The sequence below is a fragment of the Micromonospora sp. LOL_013 genome, from assembly GCF_048060315.1.
In the GTDB taxonomy this organism is placed as follows: domain Bacteria; phylum Actinomycetota; class Actinomycetes; order Mycobacteriales; family Micromonosporaceae; genus Micromonospora_E.
In genome coordinates this window covers 11,836-37,822 of record NZ_JBHMIQ010000009.1, presented here as the reverse complement: position 1 = coordinate 37,822, position 25,987 = coordinate 11,836, and the positions used below count along the sequence as shown (strand labels likewise).

Below are 25,987 nucleotides of genomic sequence, written 5' to 3'. Positions count from 1 at the left end.
CGTACCCGGGTGACGCCCGCCGACCCCGGTGATCATGCCCCGGTCAACGGCAACCGCACCTGACCAGGCTCGCGGCGATCCGGTCCAAGCCGGCCTGGGCGGCGTCGATGAGCAACGGCACCTCGTCGGCCAGCACCGCGAACGCCAGCAACCGGCCGTCAGCGGTGGTCAACGTGCCGGCCAACGCGTTGATGCCGGACAACGACCCGGTCTTGGCCCGCACCACGCCGGCGCCGATCCGTTGCGGGGCGTCCGCCGTCTGGTACCGACCCTGCAGGGTGCCGGACCAGGCGGCGACCGGCAGACCGGAGAACAGCCCGGTCAGCGCGGGATGGTCGCCGCTGCCGGCGAGCACGGTCAGCTCGGTCAGCAGCCCCGGGGTCACCCGGTTGCTACGGGACAGGCCGCTGCCGTCGTACAGGTCGCTCTGTTCGGCCGGCAACCCGAGTTCGGCCAGTACGGCGTCCATCGCGGCCGCCGCCCCGGCGAACGACGCGGGTTCGCCCCGGGCGATGGCGACCTGCCGGGCGAGCGCCTCGGCGAGGATGTTGTCACTGTCGGCGAGCATCATCTCGACCAGCCGGGCCATCGGCGGCGATTCGACCCGGGCCAGCTCGGCACCCGGACCGGCCTCCGTCGGCTGGTCGGGGTTCGCCCCCGACGACCGGCCGGGGGTCGCCGGCTGACCGGTAGCCGGCCGTCCGGTCGCCGACGAGGTCGGTGCGTCGACGACCGCGTCGGCGTCGCCCACGGGCTGCGCCGCCGAGCCGGAGAGCTGGCGGGTGTAGCCGGCCGGTGCGGTGTCTACCGCGTTAATCGGCAGCCCGAGAGCCCGGGCAAAGGCCCGGCCGGCCGCCAGGTCCGGTGCGGCCGAGCGCGGCGCCCAGCCTTTGGCGGCGGCGGGATCGGTCCGGGCACCGTCCACCATCAGCGCGGTGATCGCAGCCGCGTACCCGCCGGTCGGGATGTCGTCGTCCCACCCGGGCCCGAATGCCGGCCCGGAGAAGAGCGAACTGTCGATCAGCACCTTGGTCGGCGCCGTGTCGCCGAGGGCGGTACGGGTGGCGGCGGCCAGCACATCGAGCCGGGCGGCCCCCGGATAGAACCCGGTGTCGTCGATCGACACGGTTGGATCGCCGCCGCCGATCAGCACCACCTCGCCGGGCGCGGCTCCCGCGACCACCCGGGTCGGGATCTGGTGTGTCGGCCCGACCGCGGCGAGCACCGTCGCCGCGGTGACCAGCTTGGTGGTCGACGCAGGCACGGTCAGCACCGCCGGTTCGCGACCGTACAGGACCGCGCCGGTTGTCATGTCCCGGACCGAGACGTGCACCCGGTCACCGAGGCCGGAGCGGCTGATCGCCTTGTCCAGCGTCTCGGTCAAACCGGCCGCGGTGGGCATCGGGGCGTCGGCGGCCAACCCGGCCAGCACCGGGCCGGGCGTCGGCTCGGTGGACGCGCTCGGGCCAGGACTCACCTCGGCGGCGCCGAGCCAGCCGGCCACCGGCCCTGGTTGGAGCACCGCGATCGAGGTCCCGCCGGCCAGCAGGACGGCACCGGCGACGGCGGCGATCAGCGACCGGGCCCGGCGGTGCCGGTCAGGTGACGACTGGCCAACCGACGGCGCCGGCCCGGCCGGCGCAGACTCAGCCGGCGCAGACTCAGCCGGCGCAGGCTCGCCCGGCGGTACCGGTCTGGCGGTGTCACGAGCGGGCACTGACTCGCGTCCCCGGTGGCCGCCGGTCGAGACGTCGGCCGGAGCCGCGTCGGTGCCGCCGGTCGCGGTCGGCACGGTGGCCCGGCCGGTCACGGGCGCCGACCCGGTGACCGGCGGGGTCGCCGTAACAGATGCCGTACCGGTGGGCGGCGGCGGGGCGGCCGGCGGCGAGGCGGCCCGGCCCGATGCCGTTGGATCCGGATTGCGCACACCGGCCGGGGCGGCGGCAGAATCCTCCGACGGGACCACTCGGTCACTTTTCGCTGGCGGTCCACTACTCTGCGACGCGGGGTCGGGTGCTCCGCCAGCCCGATCGGGTTCACTGACGGCTCCAGCGGACTGTGAGTCTTCCCTCCCCACCGGCCCCACCTCCCAACTGACGAACGGACTAGGCGACACTACTTGTGTTCACAAGGCGAGCGGGAGCCGAAACGGTCGGGCGGGGCAACGCCCGGACGGCGTACCGCTCTATTTCCGTAGCCAGCGCGGGCGACGAGGGAGCGTGAGTATGGATTTCGACGTTACGGTTGAGATCCCCAAGGGTCACCGGAACAAGTATGAGGTCGATCATGCGACCGGCCGGATCCGGCTGGACCGCACCCTGTTCACTTCGACGCAGTATCCAGCCGACTACGGTTTCATCGAGGGCACCCTCGGGCAGGACGACGACCCGCTGGACGCCCTGGTGCTCGTACCGGAACCCACCTTCCCAGGATGCCTCATCCGGTGCCGGGCCATCGGCATGTTCCGGATGAAGGACGAGAAGGGCGCCGACGACAAGGTGCTCTGCGTGCCGTACGAGGACCCCCGTCAGGAGCACCTGCGCGACATCCACCACCTCGGCGAGTTCGACCGGCTGGAAATCCAGCACTTCTTCGTCGTCTACAAGGACCTGGAGCCGGGCAAGTCGGTCGAAGGCGCGACCTGGGTCGGCCGGGTCGAGGCGGAGGCGGAGATTCAGGCGTCGTTCCGCCGCCGGGAGGCCGCCTTGGAGCGCGGCGAGTCGGCCCACTGACCTGATCAGGCGTCGGGCTGCTCAGCCGGGCAGCCCGACCGCCCACCGGTAGAGCCCGAAGACGGCACCGGCCAGCGGAACGACGCAGATCAGCACGGTGATCTCCAGCAGGTCGGCCGCCCGGCTCAGGTACGGCGACGGTGACCGGCCGGCGTACCGGGCACCGGCTGCGGCGGTGGACACCGCGACCACGCCCCCAGCTACGACCAACGTCGGCGTCGACACCGGTAGGTACGCGGGCAGCACGCCGAACACGCACAGCGTCGTGGCCGCTGTCCCCGCCACGAGCAGCGGCAGCCGCTGCCGGGTACTGACGAACGTCCGCGAGCGCAGCGACATCGCCAGCCCGACGACGCCGACCAGCGCCACCCCGACCACCCCGCCGACCTGCACCAGCACCACACTGGCCGCGACGCCGGCGGCGGCGTACCCGATCAGCATCCCGGTGAGCAGCCGCTCGGCCCGGACCACGGTACGCGACACCAGGTCACCCGTCCCGACGACCGTCGGCACCTGGCCGAGCCGGACGGCGAGTCGGGGCAGCAACCCGACCCCGCAACCGACTACCACCAGCAGCCCGGCCGCCGCGCCGGACGCCCCGGTGACCGTCGACGCGGCGAGGGCCGCCATCGAGCCGAGCCCGGCCACGGTCGCCACGGCGACGAAGATCGGCCCGCCGGCGGCCACTGCGGCCCCAGCGGTCATCGTCGCGCCCAGCAGCACCAGCAACCCGGTCGCCATGGCCGCGGCGGTCGGCCAGTCGTCGGGACGGAGCCCGACCGGACCGCCGTCGCCGCCGGCGAGCAGACCCACGGCGAACGCGTACGGCAACGAGCCGGCCCCGAGCACGACGCCGGCCGCCGCGTCCCGCCGGACCCGCCCGGCCAGTACCCCGACGACCAGCACCGCAGCCCCGACGAGGGCCGCCGCCCATGCCCGCTCGGCCGTTGCGGTGCCGGCCCCGACCAGCACCAGCCATCCCACGCCGAGCCACAGGCCGGCCGCGCCGAGCGCGTACCCTCTGGTCGTCGCGGCCGACCAGACCCGGCCCTGCTGTCGGGCGGCGGCCGCGATCGCCTCGGCGACGTCGTCGTACTCCGGCTCCGGCCAGTAGATCCGCCCGGGCACCAGATGCAGCACGTCACCGTCGCGGACCCCCTGCTGGTGCAGCGCCTGCCCGGCGGACACCGGTACCCCGTCCGCCCGACGCAGCACCCAGCCGCCGTGCCGTTCACCGTCGTCGGCCAGCCCGTCCCCGTTGTGTCGCAGCAGTTCCGGCAGCAGTTCGGCGACCGGCACGTGTCCGGGCAGGGCGAGATCCAGTCGGCGGCGCGGTCCGCAGACGGTGATCCTGGCCAGGCTCACGTTCATCGTCCCTCCTCAACGCCGCACCGGCCGGGCCGGTGCCGGCCCGGCGACCGCCATCCACCGCCGATCCATTGCGGAACACTCTACGTAGGTGTTAGCTGACGCGATGACGGGCATCGTCCTCAAGAGATTCGAGCGTCGTCCGGCACCCGAGATCCCGGCTGGGGAGGTCCGCATCCCGCCGCCGCCGCAGGTCGCCGATCCGGACTCCGGCCGCTGGCAACGCCTGCTGGCCCTGCTGCCGATGGCTGGCGGATCGGTGGCGATGGCGGTGCTGCCGGGCCGCGACGGCGGGGTCTACCCGTACCTGATGGCCGCGGTGTTCGGGGTGTCGACGCTGGCCATGTTGGCGACCAGTTGGAACTCCACACCTGGCACCGGCGCGCGGTCCGCGACCGACCTGGCCCGGCGTCGCTACCTACGGCAGTTGGCCGGCCTGCGCAGCCAGGTCCGGGGGACCGTGGACCGGCAACGAACGGCGCTGAACTACCGGTACCCGGAGCCCGGTCGGTTGTGGTCGACGGCGGCGAGCAGCCGGGTCTGGGAGCGCCGACCGCAGGACCGGGATTTCGTGACCGTACGGGTCGGGGTCGGATCGCGCCCACTCGCCACCCCGCTCGTGCCGCCGGCCGACGACCGGCCGGTGGACGAGATCGAGCCGCTCACCGCCGCGGCGCTACACCGGTTCATCGACTCGTACTCGCTGGTACCTGGGTTGCCGATCGTGGTCGGACTGCGCGACGTCGCCCGAATCTTCGTCGTCGGACGGCCGGACGGCACCGACAGGTCCGGCGCCGAGCAGCTGCCGGCAGTCGACCCGGCGCTCGACGCCAGCGGGTCCGGCGACGATGCCCCGGACGGGGCGCCGGCCGCGCTGGTACGCGCGGTGCTGGCCCAGCTGGCCGTCCTGCACGCCCCGGACGACCTGCGCATCGCGGTCTACGCACCGGCCGACTGTCGCGACCGGTGGGAGTGGGTCAAGTGGCTACCGCACGCTGGTCATCCGCGGCGCGCCGACGCCACCGGCCCGCTGCGGTTGGTCACCGGCAGCGCCGTGGAGCTGGCCCGGCTGCTGGACTCGATGTCCCCCGCACACGTCGTGGTGGTGTGCGACGGCGCCGATCCAACCGGCGGGACCGGTGCGGACGACGGGACCGATCTGATCGACGGGGGCGGGAACGGCGTCACCGTGGTCCTGGTGGGCGTACCGGCACCACGGATACTCGACCGGGTCACCGTGGAGCTGTCGGTCGCACCGTCCGGTCGGCTGGTCGTCCGTGAGCCGACCGGGCCCACTCATACCGGGACGGCCGACAGGCTGGGTGTCGTCGAAGCGGAGGCCCTCGCCCGGCAGCTTGCCCCGTTACGGCTCGCGACGAACAGCGGGCCGGCCCGGTCCGCCGCAGTCGCCCAGGCGGACCTGGTCCAACTGCTCGGCTTCGGCAGCGGTGGGGCCGGCGCCCGCTGGTGGACGACGGCCGGACCGGACCGCAGCCCGTCAGTCGACCGCCACCTGCGGGTCCCGTTCGGGGTCACCGCCGAGGGGCACCCGGCCGAGCTCGATCTCAAGGAATCGGCGCTGCATGGCATGGGGCCACACGGGCTGGTGGTCGGCGCCACCGGCTCCGGCAAGTCGGAGCTGCTCCGTACGCTGGTCCTCGGGTTGGCGCTCACCCACCCGCCGGAGTCGTTGAACCTCGTCCTGATCGACTTCAAGGGTGGTGCCACGTTCGCCGCGCTGGATCGATTGCCGCACACCGCTGCGGTGATCACCAACTTGGCGCAGGAGCTACCGCTGGTGGACCGGATGGCCGACGCGCTGCACGGTGAGGTGGTCCGCCGCCAGCAGCTGCTACGCCGGGCGGGCAACCTGGCCAGCCGACACGACTACCTGCGGGCGCAGCCGGCCGACGAGACCCTGCCGCCGCTGCCGTCACTGGTGATCGTCTGCGACGAGTTCACCGAACTGCTCACCGCCAAGCCCGACTTCATCGACATCTTCCTGCAGATCGGCCGGGTCGGACGGTCCCTGGGGGTGCATCTGGTGCTCGCCGCACAACGAGTGGACGAGGGCCGGTTACGGGGACTGGACACCCATCTGGCGTACCAGATCGGGCTGCGGACCTTCTCGGCGCTGGAATCGCGGGCGGTCCTCGGCGTACCGGACGCGTACCACCTGCCCCGCGAGCCGGGCCACGGTTTCCTGCGGTACGGCGCCGGGGCACCGGTCCGGTTCCGGGCCGCCTACGTCTCCGGGCCGTACCGCCGACCGGCCCCGCGCCGGGCCGGTGGTCCCGGCTCGACGCCCAGGCTGTACGGCTTCCGGACACACCCGGTGCCAACGGCCGCCACCCGGCCGGAACCGGCAGGAGCGCCGTCGGGCGTCGACGCCAGCCTGCTCGAGGTGAGCATCGACCGGCTGGCCCGGTACGGTCCACCGGCGCATCGGATCTGGCTGCCGCCGCTGGGCGAGCCACCCCGGCTGGCCGACCTGCTCGGTCCGGTGCGGCTGGTGCCCGGTCGGGGTCCGGCCGTGGCCGATCCGGACCGGTCGGGGCGGCTGCGGGTGGCCGTCGCCGCCATCGACAAGCCGTACGAGCAGCGCCGGGATCCCTTGTGGTTGGATCTGGACGGGGCTGCCGGGCACGTCGCGGTGGTCGGCGCGCCGCAGAGCGGAAAGTCCCAGCTGATCCGGACATTGATCTGCGCCCTCGCGCTGAGCCGTTCCCCGGCCGAAGTGCAGGTGTACTGCCTTGACTTCGGCGGCGGGGCGTTGGCCGGGCTGCGGGACCTGCCACACGTCGGCGAAGTGACGGTCCGCGCCGAGCCGGCGACGGTACGGCGTACCGTCGCCGAGGTCACCGACCTGCTCGCGAGCCGGGAGCGGCGGTTCGCCCGGGACGGGGTGGAGTCGATGGCCGCGTACCGCGCCCGCCGCGCGACCGGGTCCGGCAGTACGCCGGACGACCCGTACGGTGACGTCTTTCTGGTCGTCGACGGCTGGACCACTCTGCGCGGCGAGTACGACGACCTGGAACCGTCGATCACCGACCTGGCCACCCGCGGCCTGTCGTACGGGGTGCATCTGGTCGCCTCGGCACCCCGCTGGGCTGACTTCCGGCCGGCGCTGCGGGATCTGTTCGGCTCCCGACTGGAGCTGCGACTCGGCGACCCGATCGATTCGCTGGTGTCGCACCGGTCGGCGGCCAACGTGCCACCGGGGTCGCCGGGTCGCGGGATCACCAGCGACGGCCTGCACTTCCTCGCCGCCGTAGCCTCGGTGTCCACCCTGGCCGATGCATTCGCGGACGGCTGGGCGGGGCCGGCGGCACCGCCGATCCGGCTGCTACCGAACCTGCTGCCGTACGCCGCATTGGACCGCACCGGCACGGCCGGGCTCCGGCTGCCGATCGGGCTGGCCGAGTCGGATCTGCGGCCGGTGTCGATCGACTTCGCCGCGGATCCGCACCTGCTGCTGTTCGGCGACGCGGAGTCCGGCAAGTCGAGTTTCCTGCGCGCCCTCGCCACCACCGTCGCCGGTCGGTTCGCCCCCGAACAGGCCCGGTTGATCATTGTCGACTACCGCCGCGGCCTGCTCGGCGCGGTGGACACCGACCACCTGATCGGTTACGGCGGCAACGCGTTGCATACCACCGACCTGATCGACTCGGCCGCGGATCATCTGCGTCGGCGGCTGCCCGGGCCGGACGTCACCGCCGCGCAGTTGGCCGGCCGATCCTGGTGGACCGGGCCCGAGTTGTTCGTCCTGGTCGACGACTACGACCTGGTCGCGGCCGGATCGGTGAACCCGATCCAACCGCTGTTGGAGTATCTGGTGCATGCCAGGGACGTCGGCCTGCACCTGGTGCTCGCCCGCCGCGTCGGGGGTGCCGGGCGGGCCCTGTACGAGCCCGTCGTCCAGCAGTTGCGCGAGTCGTCCGCCGCCGGCCTGGTGCTCTCCGGCGACCCCGACGAGGGACAACTTGTCGGCGGGGTCCGCGCGGCGCCGCTACCGCCCGGCCGAGGTCGGCTGGTCACCCGCCGGGACGGCATCCGACTGGTGCAACTGGCGTACCTGCCGGCGGCCGATCCGACCGGGCCCACCGGTGGCGCGAACCGGCTATCGGCTTCCCCCAAGACTGCTTCTGACAGTGCAGAATCGCGGTAACCTCCGTGCAGCAAGTGTCTGCTGGGGTGAGAAGGCCAGATTGTGACGTCGTTGCCGCACCATCCACGCAGCGCCGCCCGTTGGCTCGTCGGGGCGGTGCTGGTCCTGGTGACCGCCGTCAGCGGTCCGGCCGCGCCGCCCGGGCCAGAGCCGGGACGCACCGGCACGGGCTCCGCAGCGGCGGCGAGCGCCGCGCTTCCCACCCGGTACGACCCGATCCGGGACGAACAGTGGCAGTTGCGGGAGTTGTCGGCGACCACCGCCTGGCAGTACGCCACCGGCGCCGGGATCACCGTCGCCGTGATCGACTCCGGGGTGGACGCCAGCCACATCGACCTCGCCGGCCAGGTACTACCCGGGATCGACTTCGTCGACGACGGTGACGGCTGGTCCGACCCGGTCGGGCACGGCACCACCGTCGCCGCGCTGATCGCCGGCCGTGACGACGACGAGGACGGGGTGCTCGGACTCGCCCCGGACGCCCGGATTCTGCCGGTTCGGGTGCTCGACGAGGAGAACCGCTACGACGACGCGCTGGTCGTCGCCAAGGCGGTCCGCTGGGCGGTCGACAACGGGGCCCGGGTGATCAACCTGTCGCTGGGCGGCAGCGGCGACAGCCCGGCGCTGGCCGCCGCGCTGGACTACGCGTTCGCCAGCGACGTCGTCGTGGTCGCCTGCACCGGCAACGTATCGGCCAACGGCACGTCGCGGGTCTGGTACCCGGCCCGGGAGCCAGGCGTCGTCGCCGTCGCCGGGATGGACCGGGGCGGCGAACAACTGTGGTCCGGTTCGATCACCGGACCGGAGACGGTCCTCGCCGCACCCGCCACCGGGCTGGTCGGCGCCCGACCTGACGGCTACTGGCAGGTGCAGGGCACCAGTTTCGCCGCGCCGCTGGTGGCCGCGACCGCAGCACTGGTCCGCTCCCGGTTCCCGGAGATGTCGGCGGGCACGGTGGTCACCCGGCTCATCGAGACCGCCCGTGATCTGGGCGCGCCGGGCCGGGACGACCGCTACGGCTTCGGCCTGGTCGATCCGGTAGCCGCGCTGACCGACGGGGTCGACGCGGTGCCGCGCAATCCGCTCGACGACAACCGGACCCCGGGTGTGGTCGGCTTCGGCCCGGCTCCCGGTCTGGAGTCCGCAGCGCCGACGTTGGCCGGCGGCTCGACCCGGATGGGCGGTCAGGACACCGGCGACCAAGGTGCCGGGTGGGCGATCGGGCCGATCAGCGGACAGCGCAGTGCAGGCGGCGGCCAAGGGCTGCTCAGCAGTGGTCTGCTGCTGCTGCTGGTCACGGCCGTAATCGGCACCTGGCTGGCCCGGCGGATGCGGATGGCGACGGCTGCTGCCCGCAGCGACGTCAGGCACACTCCCCGGTGGCGGTCCGGCGGGTACTCCGTACTCCCAGAACCGCCGCCGCCGACGCCTCCTCGGCGGTGACCGCGAATCCGGTGTTCGGGTCGTCCGCCGCCGCCGCGAAGATCACCCCGAGGACGAGTCCGTTGGCCGCGACCAGCGGCCCTCCGGAGTTGCCGGACCGGACCAGCGCGCGGATCGTGTAGACCTCGCGGAGGACCTCACCGTCGTCATAGATGTTCGGGCCGGTGATCGGTCCGACGTCGCGGACCCGGGCGGACTGTGCGTCGTACGGCCCGTCCAGCGGGAAGCCGAGCACGATCGCGTCGGCACCGGACGGGGCCGGACGGTCGGCGAACGGCATCACCGGAGCCGGCAGGTTCGGCACGTAGATGACCGCCAGGTCGCGCTCCGGGTCGTAGACCGTCACTCGGCCGTTGTGCCGCTCGCCCAGAACCTCCACCGCCACGGTCTGCGTACCGGCGACCACGTGCGCGTTGGTCATCACCCGGTCCTCGGCGTAGACGAACCCGGAGCCTTCGATCCGGCGGGAGCAGCGGGGCGCGGAGCCGAGCACCTTGACCACCGACCGCTGGGCGTTCGCCACCACCTCGGAACCGGCCAGCGCCGGGTCCGGGGCCGGTACCTCGCGGACCCGGGTCGGGGTGAGCCCGCCGAAGACGTTCGGGAAGCCCCGGGTGTCGACCGTGTCCCGCAGCGCGTTGGACAACGCCTGCGCCTGCGGTGGCATCACCCGGTCGATGCCGTTGAGCAGGGCGCTGTTGCGTACCGCCCCGGCCAGGCCGGGCATCGCGGAGGAGCCCAGCGGCACCGCGACCAGCCAGGCCACGAGCAGCACCGCCACCAGCGAGATCGCCGCCCCGCCCAGGTCGTCGGCCCGGCGCCCCACCGGGCTGGTGATGGCGTGCCGCAGCCGGGAGCCGGCCCAGCCGGCCAGTGCCTGGCCGAGGACGGCGAGGCCGAACACCGCGACCAGTGACACCACGACCCGGGCCACAGTGTCGACGAACTGTTCAGCCAGCAGCGGCCCAAGCTGCAGACCGACCAGTGCGCCGCCGATGAACCCGGCGAAGGACAGCACCCCGATCAGGAATCCCTGGCGGTAACCGCTGATCGCGAATACCAACATGAGCAGCAGCAGCACGACATCGACGGCGGACACCCGTCAAGACTACGGGCACCGGGCGAGCGGCCCGGCCGGCAGACGGACGTGGCGGCCGGCGGTCAGCCCGGCAGGCCGGCGGAGCCGTCCACAGTTGCCGCATCGCCGCCGGCCCGGTCACCGAGCGTGTCGGGCAGACCGGCGGCCGACGGATCGCCGCCGGACGACGGCTCGGGCGGCAGGTCGATGATCCGACCCGTCGGCCAGGCACCGGCCCAGCCGGCCATGTCCAGCAGTGCGGACAGCACCCCGGCGGTGAATCCCCAGACCAGCATGCCGCGCACCTGGAAGGCTGGTGACACCCAGCCGCTCGGGTGGCGTACCTGGAGTCGGTTGTCCGGATCCACCAGCTCATCGACCGGCAACCGAGTGACATGTGCCACTTCTTCCGGTTGTCGGGGGTGCACCGGATGTGGCCGATGCCACCAGCCGAGCACCGGGGTGACCACGAAGCCGCTCACCGGGATCCACAGCCGGGGCAGTTGGGCGAGCACGGTGACGCTGCCCGGGTCCAGCCCGACCTCCTCCTCGGCCTCCCGTAACGCGGTCGCCCGCGCGTCCCGGTCGTCCGGGTCGGCCGCGCCACCCGGGAACGCGGGCTGCCCGGCGTGGTTGCGCATGGTCGCGGCCCGCTGCAGCAGCAGCACGTCGGGCTCACCCGGCCGATGCTCGCCGAGCAGGACCAGCACCGCGCTCGGCCGACCACCCCGGGCCGGGGTCGCCAACCGGGTGAAATCGGCGGTACGGGCGGAGCGTACCCGGGTGAGCAACGGCTGCCACCAGGCCGGCAACGGTTCGGAGGACAGGGGGTCGGTCACGGGACCACCGTCAGGCCCAACTCGCGCTCGACCAGGTCGGCGAGCGTGGCGTCGTCGACGGTGCCCTCGTAGGTCCGCCGGATCTCTCCGTCTGCGTCGACGAACAGGGTCAGCGGCAGGCCGACCCGCTCGACCGCCAGCAGCAGCTTCCGGTCCCGGTCGACCAGGCTCGGGAACCGCAGCCCCAGATCCTCCGCGACGGCGACGGCGGGGTCCCGGTCGTCGTAGGTGTTGACGCCGATCAGGTGCAGCTGCCCGACGGTACGGTCGGCGAGGCGTTGCAGCGCCGGCAGCTCCTCCCGGCAGGGCTGGCACCAGGAGCCCCAGAAGTTGATCACGGCGGGTCCGCGTACCGCCGCGACGTCTATGACCGTCCCGTCGGCGAAGCAGGCCAGGCTGACATCGGGCAGCGGGGTGCCGCCGCCCGGCGTACCGACGTCGGTCGACGGTTGCGGCGCGGCGACGGCCGCCGCAGCGGGCGGCGCGGTCAGGCCGGCGCAGTCGGCGAACGGGACCGGACCGGACGCTTTGGCAGCGTCGCCCGCCGCGGCACCCGGGTCGGTGGTGCAACCGGACGCCACCAGCAGCAACGGCACCAGGGCGGCGGCGAACCAGGACCCCGGCCCGAGCCAGCGGCCAAGCCCCAGCCGACGGCCAAGCCCCAGCCGACGGCGAGGTCCGGGTTGACGGCCGGGCCCCGACGGACGGCCGGCGCTCATGGCACCTCTGCTGTGACGGTCGCCTCCGGCACCAGGTCGGCGGGGATTCCGGCCTGCTCGGCCAGCTCCTTCGCGCGGGGGCCCTTGAGCAGCTTCACCGCCTCGGCGGGAGCGGTCGGACCGGTGCCGTACGCCGGGCAGAGCGGGGCGAGCGTACACGCGCCGCAGGCCGGTCTACGGGCGTGGCAGACCCGTCGGCCGTGGAAGATCACCCGGTGGGACAGCATCGTCCAGTACCGGCGCTCGATCAACGCGCCGACCGCGTGTTCGATCTTCACCGGATCGGACTCATCGGTCCACGCCCAGCGGCGGACCAGCCGTTGAAAGTGCGTGTCGACGGTGATGCCAGGGACCTCGAACGCGTTACCGAGGATGACGTTCGCGGTCTTGCGGCCGATCCCGGGCAGCTCGACCAGCTGCGGCAGACGGCGCGGTACCGCGCCCGCGTACCGCTCGGTCAAGGCCTGACCGAGCCGGATCAGCGAGCCGGCCTTGTTGCGGAAGAAGCCGGTCGGCCGGATCAGCTCCTCCAGCTCGGCTCGGTCGGCGGCGGCGTAGTCGGCGGCCGTCGGGTAGCGGGCGAACAGCTTCGGGGTGACCTCGTTGACCCGCTTGTCGGTGCACTGCGCGGACAGAATGGTGGCGACCGCCAACTGCAGCGGACCGTCGTGGTCGAGCTCGCAGTGCGCGTCCGGATGGATCTGCGCCAGCAGTCGCGCCATCCGCCGGGCACGACGTTTGCGCCCCAGGTCGGTCTCGGTGCGCACGGCCCGGGCCGCCACGGGCACGGTGGCTGCGGTTCCGGTGCCCGCGGCCGGGGCGGTCGCGGCACGGGGGGCTGGCGGTGTCACACCGGCCAGCCTACGTCGGCGGGTCAGTCAGACGGTGGTGAGATGGTGCCGTCGTCGTCGAACTGGGCGCCGGTCTGCGCAAAATCCGATCCGCTCAGCTCCCGGACCAGGTCGAGCCCGCGGCGTTGCTCGTCGACGACGGGCAGCCCGTCGCCGTTCATGTAGGTGGCGACGAACTCACCGTCGACCCAGTCGCCGTCCGGGTCGAGGGTCACCTTCAGCACCCCGCCCCAACCCAGCCGGCCGTTGTTGTTCAACGTGCCGCCGCCACCGGCGAAGTTGCCGAGGCTGTACGCGATCAGCCGGCCCTGGTAGAACTCCATGCCGCGCAGCACGTGCGGGCCGTGGCCGACGATCAGGTCAGCCCCGGCGTCGATCATCGCCCGCCCGAAGGCCATCGGATCGCCGCGGTTCTCTCCGGCGAACAGCTCGGTGCCCGGGGTGACCCGAGTCATCTCCGCTCCCTCGGCACCCATGTGGACCTGCACGACGACCAGGTCAGCCTGCTCGTCGGCGCGCCGGACCACCTCCGCCGCAGCGTCCAGGTTGATCAGACTGTTGTTCGGCGGGGAGTACGAGGAAAAGCCGGCCACCGCGACGCTGATCCCCTCGACGTCCAGCACGGTGATCTGGTCGAGCGCGCCGGTGTGCCGCATACCGTGCTCCTCCAGCGTCTGCTGGGTGTTGCGGTATCCGGCCTCGCCGTAGTCGTACCCGTGGTTGTTGGCCTGGTTGAGCAGCATGAACCCGGCGTCACGCAGGTGGGCCGCGTACTCGGGTGGGGCCCGGAACTGGTGGCACTGGGCGGCGCCCGGGGCGCACTTGCCGGTGCCGGTGTCGACCGTCAACGGCTCCTCCAGGTTACCCATCACCAGGTCGGCGGCGAGGGCCTCGGTCACCGAGTCGAAAAAGCCGGCACCGTCGTCGGGCGGCAGCCGGTTGGGCGCGTTGCCGAGCACGATGTCGCCGGTAGCCGACATCGAGACCTCCTGCGGCTCCGGCGACGTAGCGGCGGTCGGCGACGCGGCCGACTGCCACTGTGGTTCGGATCCGGACCGGTTGATCCCGCCGAGCGCTACGACTCCGACCAGCACGGCACCGAGCAGAACGGCGGTCAGCACGACGATCGACAGGACGGGTCGGCCTGCGGCGGGCTCCTGCCGCCGGCGCCCCCGGGCGGCACGCTGGGCGTCACTCACTGGCGTGAGCCTACCGGCCGGGGGTCCCCGGCGACGACAACCGTCCGGCCGGTTCGTCGCTGTGTCCGATCTGCCGTCTTTGCGAATCCGCCACGCCACCATGCCGGGAAGTGCCGCCGCGTACCGCCGCGTGCGCCACCCGGGCGAGCCGCGCGCCCCACGTCGACCGGGGACCGCCGTACCGCTGCTCCGGCCCGTCGGGCGGGCAGAGCACCACCACCGCGTCGGTCGCCGTGCCGGTGGCCCGCAATCCGAGCTCGACCAGCGCCTGGGTCTTCGCCTCGGTGATGGTGGCGACCGCGTTCACCAGGGCGGCCTCACCGAGCCGTACCGGAAGCGCCGCCACGATGTTGATCGTCCCGGCCAGCGGCGGTGAGGGGCCGGCGGCGCTCGGTGCGGCGGCCAGCACCGGGGTGCCGAGCCCGACGGTCGCCCACACCTGCACGCCGGCCTCGTCGCGGGTCACCATCCGACGCACGTCCACCCCGGTGAGCAGGCCGACACCGGGTCCGCGCAGGTCCGCCTGCTCGGCCAGATCGACGAGATGGGTGTCGGGGTCGTCACGGTGGTACGACATCGGCACGGTCGCGTTGATCACCCACCAGCGCAGCCCGATCCCGCCGCCGAGCGGGGCGGAACTGATGGCCAGTAGCGGCTCGGTGAGCGCCCAGCAGGCGTACGGCAGGGTCCGACCGTCCTCGGTCCGGGTGGTGAACCATGGTCGGGCGACGTCGGGAGACACCGGTCGACGATACGGCGTCCGCCGGCCGCACGGCGGTGACCGGTCGGCGCGCTTGGTGTCGCATATTAACGACGGATCCACCCTGTTGGGTTACGCTCCTGGATCAAGATTCGGAGGGTGCGCATCCGGCCAGGGGCGGAGTGCACCTAGACTGACTGCGCGCGGCTGGTCACGGCTGGGGTGCCGGGGAACGGACGCCGCGCAGGCGGAGGTGCGCGATGGACGAGGTGCTGGCTCGTAGCGGGATCTTCCAGGGCGTGGACCCGGAGGCCGCCGAGGCACTCGCCAAGGAGATGGAGACGATCGAGGCCCGCAAGGGCGAGGTCGTCTTCAACGAGGGTGAGCCGGGTGACAGCCTGTACATCGTGCTCACCGGCAAGATCAAGGTCGGCCGACGGGCGGCCGACGGGCGGCAGAACCTGATCGCCGTGATGGGCCCGTCGGACATGGTCGGCGAGTTGTCACTGTTCGACCCCGGGCCGCGTACCGCCACCGCGACCGCCGTCACCGACACCCGCCTCGCCCGGCTGCGCAAGCAGGCGCTGCGGCCCTGGCTGAACAATCGGCCGGAGATCGCCGAGCAGCTGCTGCGGGTGCTTGCCCGACGGCTGCGCCGGACCAACGACGCCCTCGCCGACCTCATCTTCACCGACGTACCGGGACGGGTCGCCAAGAACCTGCTGCAGATGGCCGGCCGGTTCGGCACCCGCGACGGTGGGGTGCTGCGGGTGACCCACGATCTAACCCAGGAGGAGATCGCCCAGCTGGTCGGGGCGTCCCGGGAAACGGTCAACAAGGCGCTGGCCGACTTCGCCTCCCGGGGTTGGCTGCGGCTCGACGGCAAGAGCATCATCATCCTCGACCCCGAGCGGCTCGCCCGGCGCGCCCGGGTGTGACCCGGCGGCGGATCTGCCCGGAGACCGGCGGCAGATCCGACCCTGATCGGGCAACGGCTGGCTCACCGCACCGAGGCGGTCGCCCGGCAGACCGCATCCACCGGGGTGACCGGTCGGACCTCCCGTCCCAACGCCTGAAGCAGCGAGTCCTCAATGTGGAACCCGTGCACCCAGAGGCGGTAGCGCGCTAGATCCGCCTCGCTCGGGCAGAGCACCTGCGCCTCCACGTCGTCGGTCGGCACGTACCGGACACCGCCCTGTTCCTGCAGAATGGCCACGCTCGCGTCGTCGACCGCGATCACGCTGCCCCGGATGTGCTCGGTCTCCCCGCCTGGCACCTCGATGGTGGTCACTGTGCTGGGCAGCACCGGCGCGGTGGCCACCGAGTACGACGTCCAGGCCAGCGCGATCATGACGGTGAGTTGACCGGACGCGACCAGCAGGTGCACCGTGCCGGGCAACACCGGGCCGGTCACCACGAGGGCCAGCAGCGGCGGCACGGCCAGGATCAGCACCACGAACCACTCCCCGGTGGTCGCGGCCTCGACCAGGGTCGGCGCGAGCAGACCGTAGTAGCCGAGTAGCAGCAGGGCGAACAGGGTCAGTCGGGTCGTCCGGCGGTCGTCCGGCGGGTCCTCGGCCGTGCGGCGCTCGTCCACCGTACGGGTCAGCAGTTGGGCGGTGGCCGCGATCGCCGGCAGCAGCAGCGGCAGATAGAGGATTTTCCAGGTCACCACCGCGACCAGCAGGGTAACGATCAGGAACCAGACGGGCACCACTCGCATCCAGCGGACCAGCAACGGCGGTTTCGGGCGGGCCCACCGCCGCTGGTCGTTGTCGACGCTGACGGTCAGCACCGCGCTGATCGCGAAGAGGGCCACCATCGCACCCGAAACCACCCGGCTCGCGGTGCTGACAAAGGCGGCGACCAGGTTCACCGGGTTGACGTTGGCGGCCAGCAGCAGGGTGGTCTGCAGCTCGCCGCCGGCCTCCACGACCAGCCGGAGCACCGAGATGATCGCCGGGGCGCCGACCACCACGCTCCAGAACTGCTGCGCCGCCCGGTTCCGCCGATCCGCCTCGTCGACCGGGCGTTCCGCGGCGGTCACCGCCGGTTCTTGTCGTCGTGGTCCACCAGATCGGGTGCGCCGTCCGGCCGGGGCTGACTGGCCTCGCCGAGCCACTGGCCCAAGTGGTTGTTGTACGCCGTCTCCCAGGCGTTCGCCTCGTCCCGCTGGTCCCGCTGGTAGCTCTTGTCCAGAAAGTAGCTGACCAGGTCACGAAGGTTCTCGTCCTCGACCGGCACCCCGATGCCCAGTTCTTCCTCGACGCCGAACGGCATGTCGACGATGGCGAGTTCGTCGGGGTTCTCCGAACGGAGTCCGGCGAGGATGGTCTCATCGGAGACCATCGCCTGGAAATCGCCGGCCAGGATGCCGTCCCGGCAGGCGGCCGGGTTGTCGGCCTGCTGGTGCGGGATCCCGCGTTCCCTGAGCATCGCCTCGGTGGTGGAGCCGCCAGCGACGCAGACGGTGTACTCCGCACTGTTCAGATCGGTGATCGTGGTGATCTCGTTGATGTACTCGGTGGCGACGAGCACCTCAGGTGTGGTGATCAGGTACGGGCCGGCGAACCCGACCCGCTTCTCACGTTCCTCGGTGATGGAGAAGCTGGCCACCACGATGTCGACCTCGCCGCTGCGCAACTTTTCGATTCGGTCCTCGGTGTCCAGTGGCACCCACCTGATGCTCTGGTCGCCGAAGCCGAGGGAGTCGGCGATGTAGCGGGCAATCTCGATGTCGAAGCCGTGGTACGCGTTGTTTCGCCGGTAGGACATAAGCGGGATGTCGACATTGACGCCGATATGCAACTCGGTCCGCTCGCTGATGGTCGAGGCCTCCCGGAGATCCCGCACAGTTGGCCGGTCCGGCGGCTGGTTGTCCTCGCACGCGACGAGAGCGACCAGGACCAGGGTCGAAGCAACGGCTATTGTGGTCATCGTCTGCCGGGTGCGGTGGTTGATGTATGTGCGGAACCTGGTGGATCTGTCAGCCATGGCAACCTCGCGACTGCGACAGTCAGGATCGGTTACGTCTCGGACAGCCGTCCACATTGCCGGCTCTGTTTTAGAGTAGTGGCTGCCGGCTAGATCTGACCCCGTCGAGTTGCGCCACGCGAGATCAGGCGATCTTCATGCCGGTCGGTTCAGGCGATCTTCGTGCTCGGCGGGGTGGTCGACCGGGTCCGGGCCGACGGCCGGTTGCGGGTCAGCAGCGCGAGCAGGCAGCCGACCAACGTCCAGCCGCAGAGCACGAACCACTGCGGCAGGGTCGGCGCTTCCGGGAAGTACGAGATGCAGCGGATCAACGAGACGGACGCCCCGGGCGGAAAGAACTGGCCGATGGCGCCCCACGGCCGGGGCAGGAATTCGACCGGCAGCGTGGCGGCGGAGATCGGACTGCCGACCAGCATGATCAACACGGTGCCGACGCCGACGCCGTGCAGCCCGAACAGGTTGCGCAGGCCGATCACCGTTGCCGCGATGGCTGCCACGGTCAACCCGCTCGCGGCCGCGTTGAGCGGAAAGGATCCGGAACGCGTACTGGCCGACCACCGCGACCGCCGTACCGGCGATCATGGCGAAGACCGCCAGGGTGAGCAGCCGGCGGGCGGTGCCCTGGATGCCGATCGCGATGAAGATGCCACCTTTGAGACCGCCGAGCAGCAGCGGAAAGAAGAACGCGCTGAGCCCGGCACCCCGTTCGTCGTGCGGGGAGAGCGGTACGACGTCGGTGACCGGTAGCCGGGCGGCCGTGGTCTGCCCGGCCGGGTTCAGCACTACGGCGCCGTACACCTCGCGGTGTCGGATGGCCTGCACCGCCGCGTCGCGGTCGGCGTACCGACGGACGGTGAACTCGTGCGGCCGAACCTGCTCCAGCGCCGCGACGATCGTCGTCGACTCCGGCTGAGCCGGGACGGCCGCCCCGTTTCCGGCTGCTCCATCGGTCACCTCGGCCGCTCGGCGGTTGCGCAACTGCCAGGTCAGGCTAACCACCCGGGTAGTCGGACAGCCGAGACTTGCGCCAAATGCCAGTTACCGGGCGGCCAGGGTCGGACCGAACAGTTGACCGGGCCCCTTGCCCGCCAGGCACCGGTACTGGTGGTCACCGGCGGCGAGGTCCGCCGGTTCCGGCAGCAGCACCGTGTACTGCCAGTCGTTGGCGTCCATCCGCAGGGTGAACAGCCGGAAGCTCTCCGCCCCGCAGGCCTCGACGACGGCCGGGTCGGACCGGATCGCGGCATGGTCGGCAGCCCGCAACCGGGTCGGCAGCTCACCGACCGCGAACGTCTCCCAGGTGTGCCGGCCGGTGCAGGCGGTCGCGGTCAGGGTACGCGGAGAGTTCGACACCCGGCCGTTGAAGCATTCGAGATCGTCCGGACAGCGCAGCTCCGGTCGCAGCGTCAGGTGGCAGTTCGGCAGCGCCGCGCCCGCCGGACCGCCGCCGGTGGGGTCGCTGGCAGGGCTCTCACTGGCCACCGCACCGGTCGTCCGCTGGTCGGCTCCGGTGATCGGGGGAAACGTGCTGGGACCGGAGCCCTTGGCCACGATCCAGGTACCCAGGCTGGTCATCGCGAGCAGTACCAGCAGGCCGAGCCCGCCGGCAAGGGTCCGCAGCCAGGAACGGACGGCGTTGTCGGGCGAGGTACCCGGTCGGCCGACCGGCGGGTCGGGCGGATCGGCAGCCGACGGCGGCGGGCCGGGGCGTTGCCCGGGCACCTGACCCGGCTCCGGCGGGGGCGGCACCGGGACGCTCCAGGACGCGTTGCGCTCCGGCCGGGACGGCACCGGGGTCGTCGGGTCGGCCCAGCTACTCGACCCGGTCGGTGGCCCGCCGGAGACCGGGGCGATCGAGAACGGCGGCCGGTGCGGGGCGGCCGGGCTCCAGTGCTGACCGAGCGGCACCGCCGCCAGCATGTCCCGCAGCACGACCGCCGGAGGTCGGGCGGCGGGATCGTTCGCCATTCCCTGGCGCAGTACGTCGGTGAGCGCCGGGTTGACCCCGGGCAGGTCCGGCAGCGGCCGGTCGAACATCTCCAGGAGAGCCACCAGGCTCGGGTTGCGCTCGTCGTCCCAGCGGGGCGGCTTGCCGCGCATGATGGCGTACAGGGTGGCGCAGAGCGCGTAGACGTCGGCGGCGGCCGACGGCGGACGGTGCTGGAACGACTCGGGTGGCGCGTACGCCGGGGTCAGCACCTCCAGGGTGACCGAGGCATCGCGGTGCTCGACCAGCACGGCCAGGCCGAAGTCGGCCAGGGCCGGCTCATTGAACCGGGAGTAGAGGATGTTGGCCGGTTTGACGTCGCGGTGCAGGACGCCGAGATGGTGGGCGTCGGCGAGCGCGTCAGCGATCTTGACCCCGACGTCACGGGCCTCGAAGGCGTCCAGCGGGGAGGTGCGCATCCGGTCGGCGTACGAGCCGTCGCACATCTCCATGATCAGGTACGGATGGAGATCCCCGGTGACGCCGACGTCGAAGAGGTCCACCACGTGCGGATGCGACGACATCCGCCCGGCGGCACGCGCCTCCCGCATGAACCGGCGCTGGTCCCGCTCGTTGTCCAGAGCCCGGTTCTCCACCTTGACGGCGACCTCCCGGCCGACCGACTCCTGGACCGCACGGTAGACGGTAGCGTAGCCGCCTCTGGCAAAGACCGACAAATCTGACAGTCCAGGCACTGTGGGGAACGGCAGCGCGCTCGGCAGTCTGTCGTTCACACGGTAAACGGTACCCAAGACTCCGGACAGCCGGGGCGACCCCGGGCCCGGGTCAGCCGTCGCCAGCCGACCGGCCGGTGCCGGGCGACAGTACGCCCACCCGGCGGCGACGTTCGGTCAGCAACGCCACTCCGGTCACCACCGCGCCCAGCCCTTCCCAGGCCGCCACCCCGACGAACCGCACCGGAGCCACCTCGGCTACCACGACCACGGTGAACACCACCGTGGTGACCAGCCGAAAGATCACCGAGAACAGAAAGAACGGCCGCCAGTCGGTGACCGCCGCCAGCAGGTAGTAGACGCCCATGTTGAACGAGGCCATCGACGACGCTGCCATGAACGTACGGGTGTAGTCGCCGGCCGCCCGCTCCCCGGTGGGCAGTGTGTCGAAGCCGAGCAGTACGAACAGGACATCGGGCTGAGCCAGGCCGACCGCGCCCAGCAGCAGGGCCATCGCCCCGAACACGGCGACGGTCCACCCGGATACCGAACGGGGCAGCTTCATCGGGTTTCCTCCGGCCACAGTACGCCCACGGTGGAGCACAGTGGGGTCAGGCTAGCGAGCGCGCCGCCCGGCCGGCATCCCCGGGTCCGCCATGATCCACCCCGCCGACCAGGCCACTGTCATCCACAGTAGACCTTATCGCGTCGGCTGCGGCCCGTTCGCCGACCTGCTCGGTGCCGTACGCGAGACTGACCGCCCGGTCAGCTGCCTGCCGTGCCGCGACCTGCTCGCCGTTGGCGGCGAGCGCGGAGGCCAGCACACCGAACCCGACGACCTGGCTGCGGACGTCCTCCGCTGGCGAGTCCAACGCCCGCCGGGCCCAGTGCAGCGCCGGCTCCGGCTGCCCGTCGGCGAGCAGCGCCGCCGCGTACCGGGCCAACGTCTGACGCCGGGAGAACAACACCGCCGGGCTGTCCATCGCGGTCGCGACCGGTGCCAGCAGCCCGACCGCGGTCGGTGGGTCACCCGCCGCCAGCCGCGCCGAGGCGAGCAGCACCCGTGGCGCCACCTGGACGGCGGCCAACGGGTCATGCGGCTCGACCGACGTCAGCACCGACTGCGCCAACCGCTCGGCACCGGCCACGTCACCGCACTCCAGGGCGACGAAGCCGCGCAGCGTTCCGGCCATCCCGATCAGCAACGGGTGATCTATCCGCTCGCCCTGGGCCAGCGCGTCGGAGAGCAGATCGGCGGCGTGTTCCCACTGGCCGAGCCCGCGCGCGACCACCCCCCGCGCCAGCAACGCGAAGCCCCGACCCCAGTCGTCGGCCGCGCTGTCGAAATCCCGGTACGCGCGCCGCGCCGACTGGTCCGCCTCGGCCAACTCACCCAACTCGGCCGCGGCGAACGCCTCGACCGCCCGCAGCGTGCCGACCGCCCACGCCTCCCCCACCCGCTCGCCGAACGGCAGGAAAACCCGGGCCAACCGGCGGGCGTCGGCCAACCGGCCGGAGAGCAGCCGGGCGAACGCGGTGGTGCCCCGCAGCCAGGCCCGCCCCACCGGGTCGTCCAGCTCGACGAACAGCCGCGCCGCCCGGTTCAGCACCGCGTCGGCGCCGGCGAAGTCGCCGCGCATCGTGGTCACCCACGCCAGGCTCTGCAACGACCAGGCCTGCCCACGCCGGTCGCCAGCTGCCAGGTTCACCTGGTACGCCGCAGCGAACCGGCTGCTCGCCCGGCTGAGCCGGCCGGCCAGGAAGTCGGCCATCCCGAGTCGGCGCATCGCCTCCGCCCGCTCGGCGGGCAGCCCTACGTCGGTGGCCACCCGCAACGCCTCACGCCACACCGCCACCGCACGGGCGGCGTCGCCCACCGCCCGGTGGGCCCGACCGGACACCAGCAGGGCACCGGCCCGGGCTGCGGCATCCTCACCGGCGTTGGCGAGCACCTTCTCGGCGGTGGCCAACGCCTCGGCCGGCCGCCCGGTCTGCAGCAGCGCGCGGGCGTAGACCAGCCGGTCGGCCTTCGGCACCATGTCCCCGCCGAGCGCGGACGCCCGCTCGGCGTACTCCACGGCCAACTCCGGTTCACCGACCGCGATCGCCCGGCGGGCCGCCCGGCCCAGCGCCGCGACTCCCAGCGGCCCGACGGCGCGGGCCGCCGAGTCCGGGCGCAGCCCGACCGCCTCGGCCAGGCCGACGGCCCGTTCGACGTGATCGGCGACGAACACGTCCCGCAGCGCCGGACTCATCCCGCCCGGCCCACCGCTCGCCGGGCCGGTGCCGACCGCCGCTGGCGCGTCGGCCCCGGCCGCCCACCGGGCCAGACACGCGTGCCGTTCCGCCAGGTCGGCCTTGCCGATCCCGGCATAGGCGGCCTCCCGCATCAGCGGGGTCGGGAAGGCGAAACCGACCCGGGTGCGGTGCAGCATGCGTCGCTGCAGCAACTCCTCGACTGCCCGGTCGAGCTCGACCGCCACCACCGCCGCCGGCCGGCCGTCCCGCCGGTCCCGCAACGACTCCAAGGTGCCGTCCGGCACCACGTCGCCGACCACCGCAGCGTCACGCAGCACCGACCGGGCGTCGGCCGGCAACGCGTCGATCCGGGCGGCCAGCACTGCGGCCAGGTCCCGGGAGAGCAGCCGGCTGCTCAGCGACCCGGGTGCCAGCCGCCAGTCCGCGCTGTCGCCGCCAGCGGCGTCGGCGTCGGCCGACGGACCGGTCCGGGTCAGCGCGCCCCGCTCGATCAGCAGGGTGACCAGCTCGGCCAGGTAGAACGGGTTGCCCTGGGCGGTGGCCAGCAGCCGGTCCACGTCGGGTTGCGGCAGCCGCCCACCGCCCAGGTACGAGGTGAGTAGCCGGGCCGCGTCGGACCCGCGCAGCGGCGGCAATGGGTGCACCTCGGCGTCGGCCACCCCGGTCAGCACCCCGGCGGTACGCACCAGCTCGGGTCGGCCTAGCAGCAGCACCAGTACCGGACCGGTGAGCCGGGACAACGTCTCGCCGAGCACCTCGACGGTGTCCGGCAGAGCGTCGTGCAGGTCGTCGACCACGATCAGCAACGGCGCCTCCCGGGCCAGGGCGCTGAGCAGGTCGGCCACCGCGCTCGGGATCGCCTCGGCGTCGAGCACCGGAGCGTCCGTGGTCAGGTCGGCCGGGCCCGACGACGGGTGCGCGGCGGCCGGTGGATCCGCGTACCCGAGCAGAGTCAGCAGCAGGTCGACGGAGAGCGGCGGCGGCTCCGGACGGACCCGGGCCAATCGTTGCCCGAGACGGCGCAGCCGCTCCTCGACCACCGGGCGGGTGACCGCGGTGGAGCTGTCCCGGGGCAGGCCGGCCGCGATCCGCACCAGGTCGGCCAGTGGGGCCAGCCGACGCCGCTCACCGAAGGCGGCGCAGCGGACCGAGAGCGCCCGCGCGCCGGTGGGTGCCGCGTACCGTCCGGTGCCGACGTCGTAACCGGCGGCGTACCGCTCGACCTCGACGGCGAACCGGGACTTGCCGATGCCGGCCTCCGCGGTGAGCACCAGCACCCGAGGGTCGCCGTGGTCGATCACCTCGGTGAGCCGGCCGGCCAGCCGGCCGATCTCGGCCTCCCGCCCGACGAACGGGGCCTGGTCGCCGATGCCCGACCGGGTGCCCGGTGCGTCGTGCAGACCGAGCAGCTCGTACGCCTCGACCGGGGCGCGTTTGCCCTTCAGCCGCAGCGGGCGCAGCTCCCGCCAGGCGGCGACGTGCCGGGTGCCGGTCACGGTGCCGGCGCCGGCGTACACCGCGCCGACCGCCGCCGCGTCGGCGAGCCGCGCGGCGGTGTTGACCGTGTCGCCGATCACCGTGTACTCGATGGCCGCCTGAATGCCGGCGACCACGTCACCGGTGTTCAGGCCGACCCGCAGGCCGAGCGGGGCGCCGCCGCCCCGCTCGTCGTCGAGCACCCGCCGCACCGCCCGCTGCATGCTGAGCGCGGCCCGTACCGCACGCTCGGCGTCGTCCTCGTGGGCGACCGGGGCGCCGAAGACCGCCATGATCCCGTCACCGGTCAGCTTGTCGACGTGCCCGCCGAACGTCTTGACCGCCCCGGCCAGGGCGGCGAGCACCCGGTCGGTGACGGCACCGACCCGTTCCGGGTCGAGATCCTCCGACCAGGAGGTAAAGTCGGATAAATCGCCGAAGAGCACGGTGACCACCCGGCGTTCGGCAGCCGGTAGGAAGGCAGCGGCCGGCAGCGCACCGCCACAGTTGTGGCAGAACCGCGCGCCGGGTACCGCGACGGTTCCGCACACCGGGCAGGTCACTGGCGGTCCAACCCGGTCCACCCCGGTGTCGATTCCCGGTCACCGGCCACGCTGTAGGTCAAGGCGTCCAGGTAGGCGAGCTGTGCCCGGACCGACCACTCGGCGGCCGGCCACAGTGCCCGGTCGACGGTGGCGTACACCTCGGCGACAACGGCCGCCGGTTCGGTCACGCCCCGGGCCACCACCTGGCGGACCTGGTCCAGCCGGGCCTGCCGGTGGGCCAGGTAGAACCGGGCGGCGGCGGCGCAGTCGGTCAGCGCCGGGCCGTGCCCCGGCAGCGCCGTGACCTGGTCGTACGCCGCGAGTCGCCGCAGGCTGGCCAGGTAGTCGCCGAGGTCGCCGTCGGGCCAGGCGACCACGGTGGTGCCCCGGCCGAGGATGGTGTCACCGGTCAGCACGGCCTCCCGCCCGTCCGGCCCGGCGACCAGGAAGCAGGCCGAGTCGGCGGTGTGGCCGGGGGTGGCCAGCACGGTGACGGTCAGCCCGGCGACGTCCAGCACGGTCCCGTCGCCGAGCCGGGTCGCCTCCGCCGCCCGCCGGTCGAGGGCTTCCCCGTCGCGGTCGGCGGCTTCGCCCCGTTCGTCGGCCGCCGGACCGCGTACCGGGGCCCGGAACCGCTCGGCGGCCGCCGGCACCGCCTCGACGTGGTCCGGGTGCCCGTGAGTCACCAGGATCATCGAGTACGGGCCGTGCGCCGCCAGCCGGTCGAGGTGGCCGGCGTCGGCCGGACCCGGGTCGACGAGAACGCCGTACCGCTCACCCGGCCGACGCAGCACCCAGGTGTTGGTGCCGTCCAGCGTCATCGGCCCGGGGTTGGGTGCCCGCACCAGGGTCGCCCAGCCCGGCAGATCACTGGCCAGGGCCGCGGCAGGGGTGGTGACGTGCGCGGTCATGGCTGCGATGGTACGGCCGCGCGGTGACTTCGCCGAGACTTCTT

Annotated in this window: 19 protein-coding genes and 1 pseudogene; 5 read left to right on the top strand and 15 right to left on the bottom strand. The window is 72.8% G+C overall.

Going from position 1 to position 25,987, the window contains the following annotated elements; all coding sequences use genetic code 11:
* Window positions 1–43 precede the first annotated feature (43 nt).
* Entirely contained in the window at window positions 44–1,576 is a 1,533-nt protein-coding gene (dacB, locus tag ACFHWS_RS08130; protein WP_416552099.1) for a D-alanyl-D-alanine carboxypeptidase/D-alanyl-D-alanine-endopeptidase, read from the bottom strand.
* 649 nt (window positions 1,577–2,225) lie between these two features.
* Between dacB and ACFHWS_RS08125 the strand changes: the two genes are divergently transcribed.
* Window positions 2,226–2,732, top strand: coding sequence for an inorganic diphosphatase (locus tag ACFHWS_RS08125; RefSeq protein WP_123603846.1), 507 nt, complete (start codon window positions 2,226–2,228; stop codon window positions 2,730–2,732).
* 21 nt (window positions 2,733–2,753) lie between these two features.
* Here the strand turns inward: ACFHWS_RS08125 and eccD are convergent, their stop codons facing one another.
* Complete coding sequence (gene eccD, locus ACFHWS_RS08120) at window positions 2,754–4,103, bottom strand: type VII secretion integral membrane protein EccD (protein WP_416552058.1); 1,350 nt, start codon at window positions 4,101–4,103, stop codon at window positions 2,754–2,756.
* Window positions 4,104–4,206: 103 nt separating this feature from the next.
* On the opposite strand from eccD, the gene eccCb reads away from it, so the two are divergent.
* Window positions 4,207–8,268 (top strand): type VII secretion protein EccCb, encoded by a 4,062-nt coding sequence (gene eccCb, locus ACFHWS_RS08115; RefSeq protein WP_416567925.1) that lies wholly within the window; start codon window positions 4,207–4,209, stop codon window positions 8,266–8,268.
* Between the two features lie 39 nt (window positions 8,269–8,307).
* Entirely contained in the window at window positions 8,308–9,711 is a 1,404-nt protein-coding gene (gene mycP, locus ACFHWS_RS08110; RefSeq protein ID WP_416567959.1) for a type VII secretion-associated serine protease mycosin, read from the top strand.
* On the opposite strand, the gene ACFHWS_RS08105 is transcribed toward mycP, so the two are convergent.
* The 6 genes from ACFHWS_RS08105 to ACFHWS_RS08080 form a co-directional block, all read right to left on the bottom strand.
* On the bottom strand, window positions 9,632–10,810 hold the full coding sequence (locus ACFHWS_RS08105) for a MarP family serine protease (protein WP_416552060.1): 1,179 nt from the start codon (window positions 10,808–10,810) through the stop codon (window positions 9,632–9,634). The two genes, mycP and ACFHWS_RS08105, sit on opposite strands and share 80 nt — an antisense overlap.
* A 62-nt stretch (window positions 10,811–10,872) precedes the next feature.
* Window positions 10,873–11,616, bottom strand: coding sequence for an NUDIX hydrolase (locus ACFHWS_RS08100; RefSeq protein ID WP_416552101.1), 744 nt, complete (start codon window positions 11,614–11,616; stop codon window positions 10,873–10,875).
* Between the two features lie 8 nt (window positions 11,617–11,624).
* The gene (locus ACFHWS_RS08095) at window positions 11,625–12,347 is read right to left on the bottom strand and encodes a TlpA family protein disulfide reductase (protein ID WP_416567924.1); all 723 of its coding nucleotides are present in this window, start codon (window positions 12,345–12,347) and stop codon (window positions 11,625–11,627) included.
* Window positions 12,344–13,135, bottom strand: coding sequence for an endonuclease III (gene nth, locus ACFHWS_RS08090; protein WP_416552102.1), 792 nt, complete (start codon window positions 13,133–13,135; stop codon window positions 12,344–12,346). Before nth ends, ACFHWS_RS08095 begins: the two co-directional genes overlap by 4 nt.
* Window positions 13,136–13,221: 86 nt before the next feature.
* Window positions 13,222–14,331, bottom strand: coding sequence for a CapA family protein (locus ACFHWS_RS08085; protein WP_416552103.1), 1,110 nt, complete (start codon window positions 14,329–14,331; stop codon window positions 13,222–13,224).
* A 76-nt stretch (window positions 14,332–14,407) separates the two neighbouring features.
* On the bottom strand, window positions 14,408–15,139 hold the full coding sequence (locus tag ACFHWS_RS08080; protein ID WP_416567923.1) for an adenosylcobinamide amidohydrolase: 732 nt from the start codon (window positions 15,137–15,139) through the stop codon (window positions 14,408–14,410).
* Window positions 15,140–15,357: 218 nt separating this feature from the next.
* Between ACFHWS_RS08080 and ACFHWS_RS08075 the strand changes: the two genes are divergently transcribed.
* Entirely contained in the window at window positions 15,358–16,035 is a 678-nt protein-coding gene (locus ACFHWS_RS08075) for a Crp/Fnr family transcriptional regulator (RefSeq protein ID WP_123603854.1), read from the top strand.
* A gap of 62 nt (window positions 16,036–16,097) precedes the next feature.
* Here the strand turns inward: ACFHWS_RS08075 and ACFHWS_RS08070 are convergent, their stop codons facing one another.
* The 3 genes from ACFHWS_RS08070 to ACFHWS_RS08060 form a co-directional block, all read right to left on the bottom strand.
* Window positions 16,098–17,144 (bottom strand): hypothetical protein, encoded by a 1,047-nt coding sequence (locus ACFHWS_RS08070; protein ID WP_416552063.1) that lies wholly within the window; start codon window positions 17,142–17,144, stop codon window positions 16,098–16,100.
* Window positions 17,141–18,091: a transporter substrate-binding domain-containing protein gene (locus tag ACFHWS_RS08065; protein ID WP_416567922.1), complete on the bottom strand. Its 951-nt coding sequence runs from the start codon at window positions 18,089–18,091 to the stop codon at window positions 17,141–17,143. Before ACFHWS_RS08065 ends, ACFHWS_RS08070 begins: the two co-directional genes overlap by 4 nt.
* A 149-nt stretch (window positions 18,092–18,240) precedes the next feature.
* Window positions 18,241–18,588 (bottom strand): hypothetical protein, encoded by a 348-nt coding sequence (locus ACFHWS_RS08060; protein ID WP_416552065.1) that lies wholly within the window; start codon window positions 18,586–18,588, stop codon window positions 18,241–18,243.
* On the opposite strand from ACFHWS_RS08060, the gene ACFHWS_RS08055 reads away from it, so the two are divergent.
* The gene (locus ACFHWS_RS08055; RefSeq protein ID WP_416552066.1) at window positions 18,578–18,838 is read left to right on the top strand and encodes a hypothetical protein; all 261 of its coding nucleotides are present in this window, start codon (window positions 18,578–18,580) and stop codon (window positions 18,836–18,838) included. The two genes, ACFHWS_RS08060 and ACFHWS_RS08055, sit on opposite strands and share 11 nt — an antisense overlap.
* Before the next feature lie 291 nt (window positions 18,839–19,129).
* Here the strand turns inward: ACFHWS_RS08055 and ACFHWS_RS08050 are convergent, their stop codons facing one another.
* The 4 genes and pseudogenes from ACFHWS_RS08050 to ACFHWS_RS08035 form a co-directional block, all read right to left on the bottom strand.
* A complete protein-coding gene (locus ACFHWS_RS08050; RefSeq protein WP_416552067.1) occupies window positions 19,130–20,812 on the bottom strand; it encodes a serine/threonine-protein kinase in 1,683 nt (560 codons plus the stop codon).
* Window positions 20,813–20,864: 52 nt separating this feature from the next.
* Window positions 20,865–21,317: a hypothetical protein gene (locus tag ACFHWS_RS08045; protein WP_416552068.1), complete on the bottom strand. Its 453-nt coding sequence runs from the start codon at window positions 21,315–21,317 to the stop codon at window positions 20,865–20,867.
* 142 nt (window positions 21,318–21,459) lie between these two features.
* Window positions 21,460–25,050 (bottom strand): annotated as a pseudogene (locus ACFHWS_RS08040) (adenylate/guanylate cyclase domain-containing protein); the annotation flags it as partial.
* Window positions 25,047–25,943, bottom strand: a complete 897-nt coding sequence (locus ACFHWS_RS08035; protein WP_416552069.1) for an MBL fold metallo-hydrolase — start codon at window positions 25,941–25,943, stop codon at window positions 25,047–25,049. The gene ACFHWS_RS08035 and the pseudogene ACFHWS_RS08040, both read right to left, overlap by 4 nt.
* Window positions 25,944–25,987: the final 44 nt, after the last annotated feature.

Coding starts and splice junctions, on each gene's coding strand:
- ACFHWS_RS08125 (WP_123603846.1), top strand. CDS start 2,226: ATGGATTTCGACGTTACGGTTGAGATCCCCAAGGGTCACCGGAACAAG.
- eccD (WP_416552058.1), bottom strand. CDS start 4,103: ATGAACGTGAGCCTGGCCAGGATCACCGTCTGCGGACCGCGCCGCCGA.
- eccCb (WP_416567925.1), top strand. CDS start 4,207: ATGACGGGCATCGTCCTCAAGAGATTCGAGCGTCGTCCGGCACCCGAG.
- ACFHWS_RS08095 (WP_416567924.1), bottom strand. CDS start 12,347: ATGAGCGCCGGCCGTCCGTCGGGGCCCGGCCGTCAACCCGGACCTCGC.
- ACFHWS_RS08075 (WP_123603854.1), top strand. CDS start 15,358: ATGGACGAGGTGCTGGCTCGTAGCGGGATCTTCCAGGGCGTGGACCCG.
- ACFHWS_RS08065 (WP_416567922.1), bottom strand. CDS start 18,091: ATGGCTGACAGATCCACCAGGTTCCGCACATACATCAACCACCGCACC.
- ACFHWS_RS08055 (WP_416552066.1), top strand. CDS start 18,578: ATGGCTGCCACGGTCAACCCGCTCGCGGCCGCGTTGAGCGGAAAGGAT.
- ACFHWS_RS08045 (WP_416552068.1), bottom strand. CDS start 21,317: ATGAAGCTGCCCCGTTCGGTATCCGGGTGGACCGTCGCCGTGTTCGGG.
- ACFHWS_RS08035 (WP_416552069.1), bottom strand. CDS start 25,943: ATGACCGCGCACGTCACCACCCCTGCCGCGGCCCTGGCCAGTGATCTG.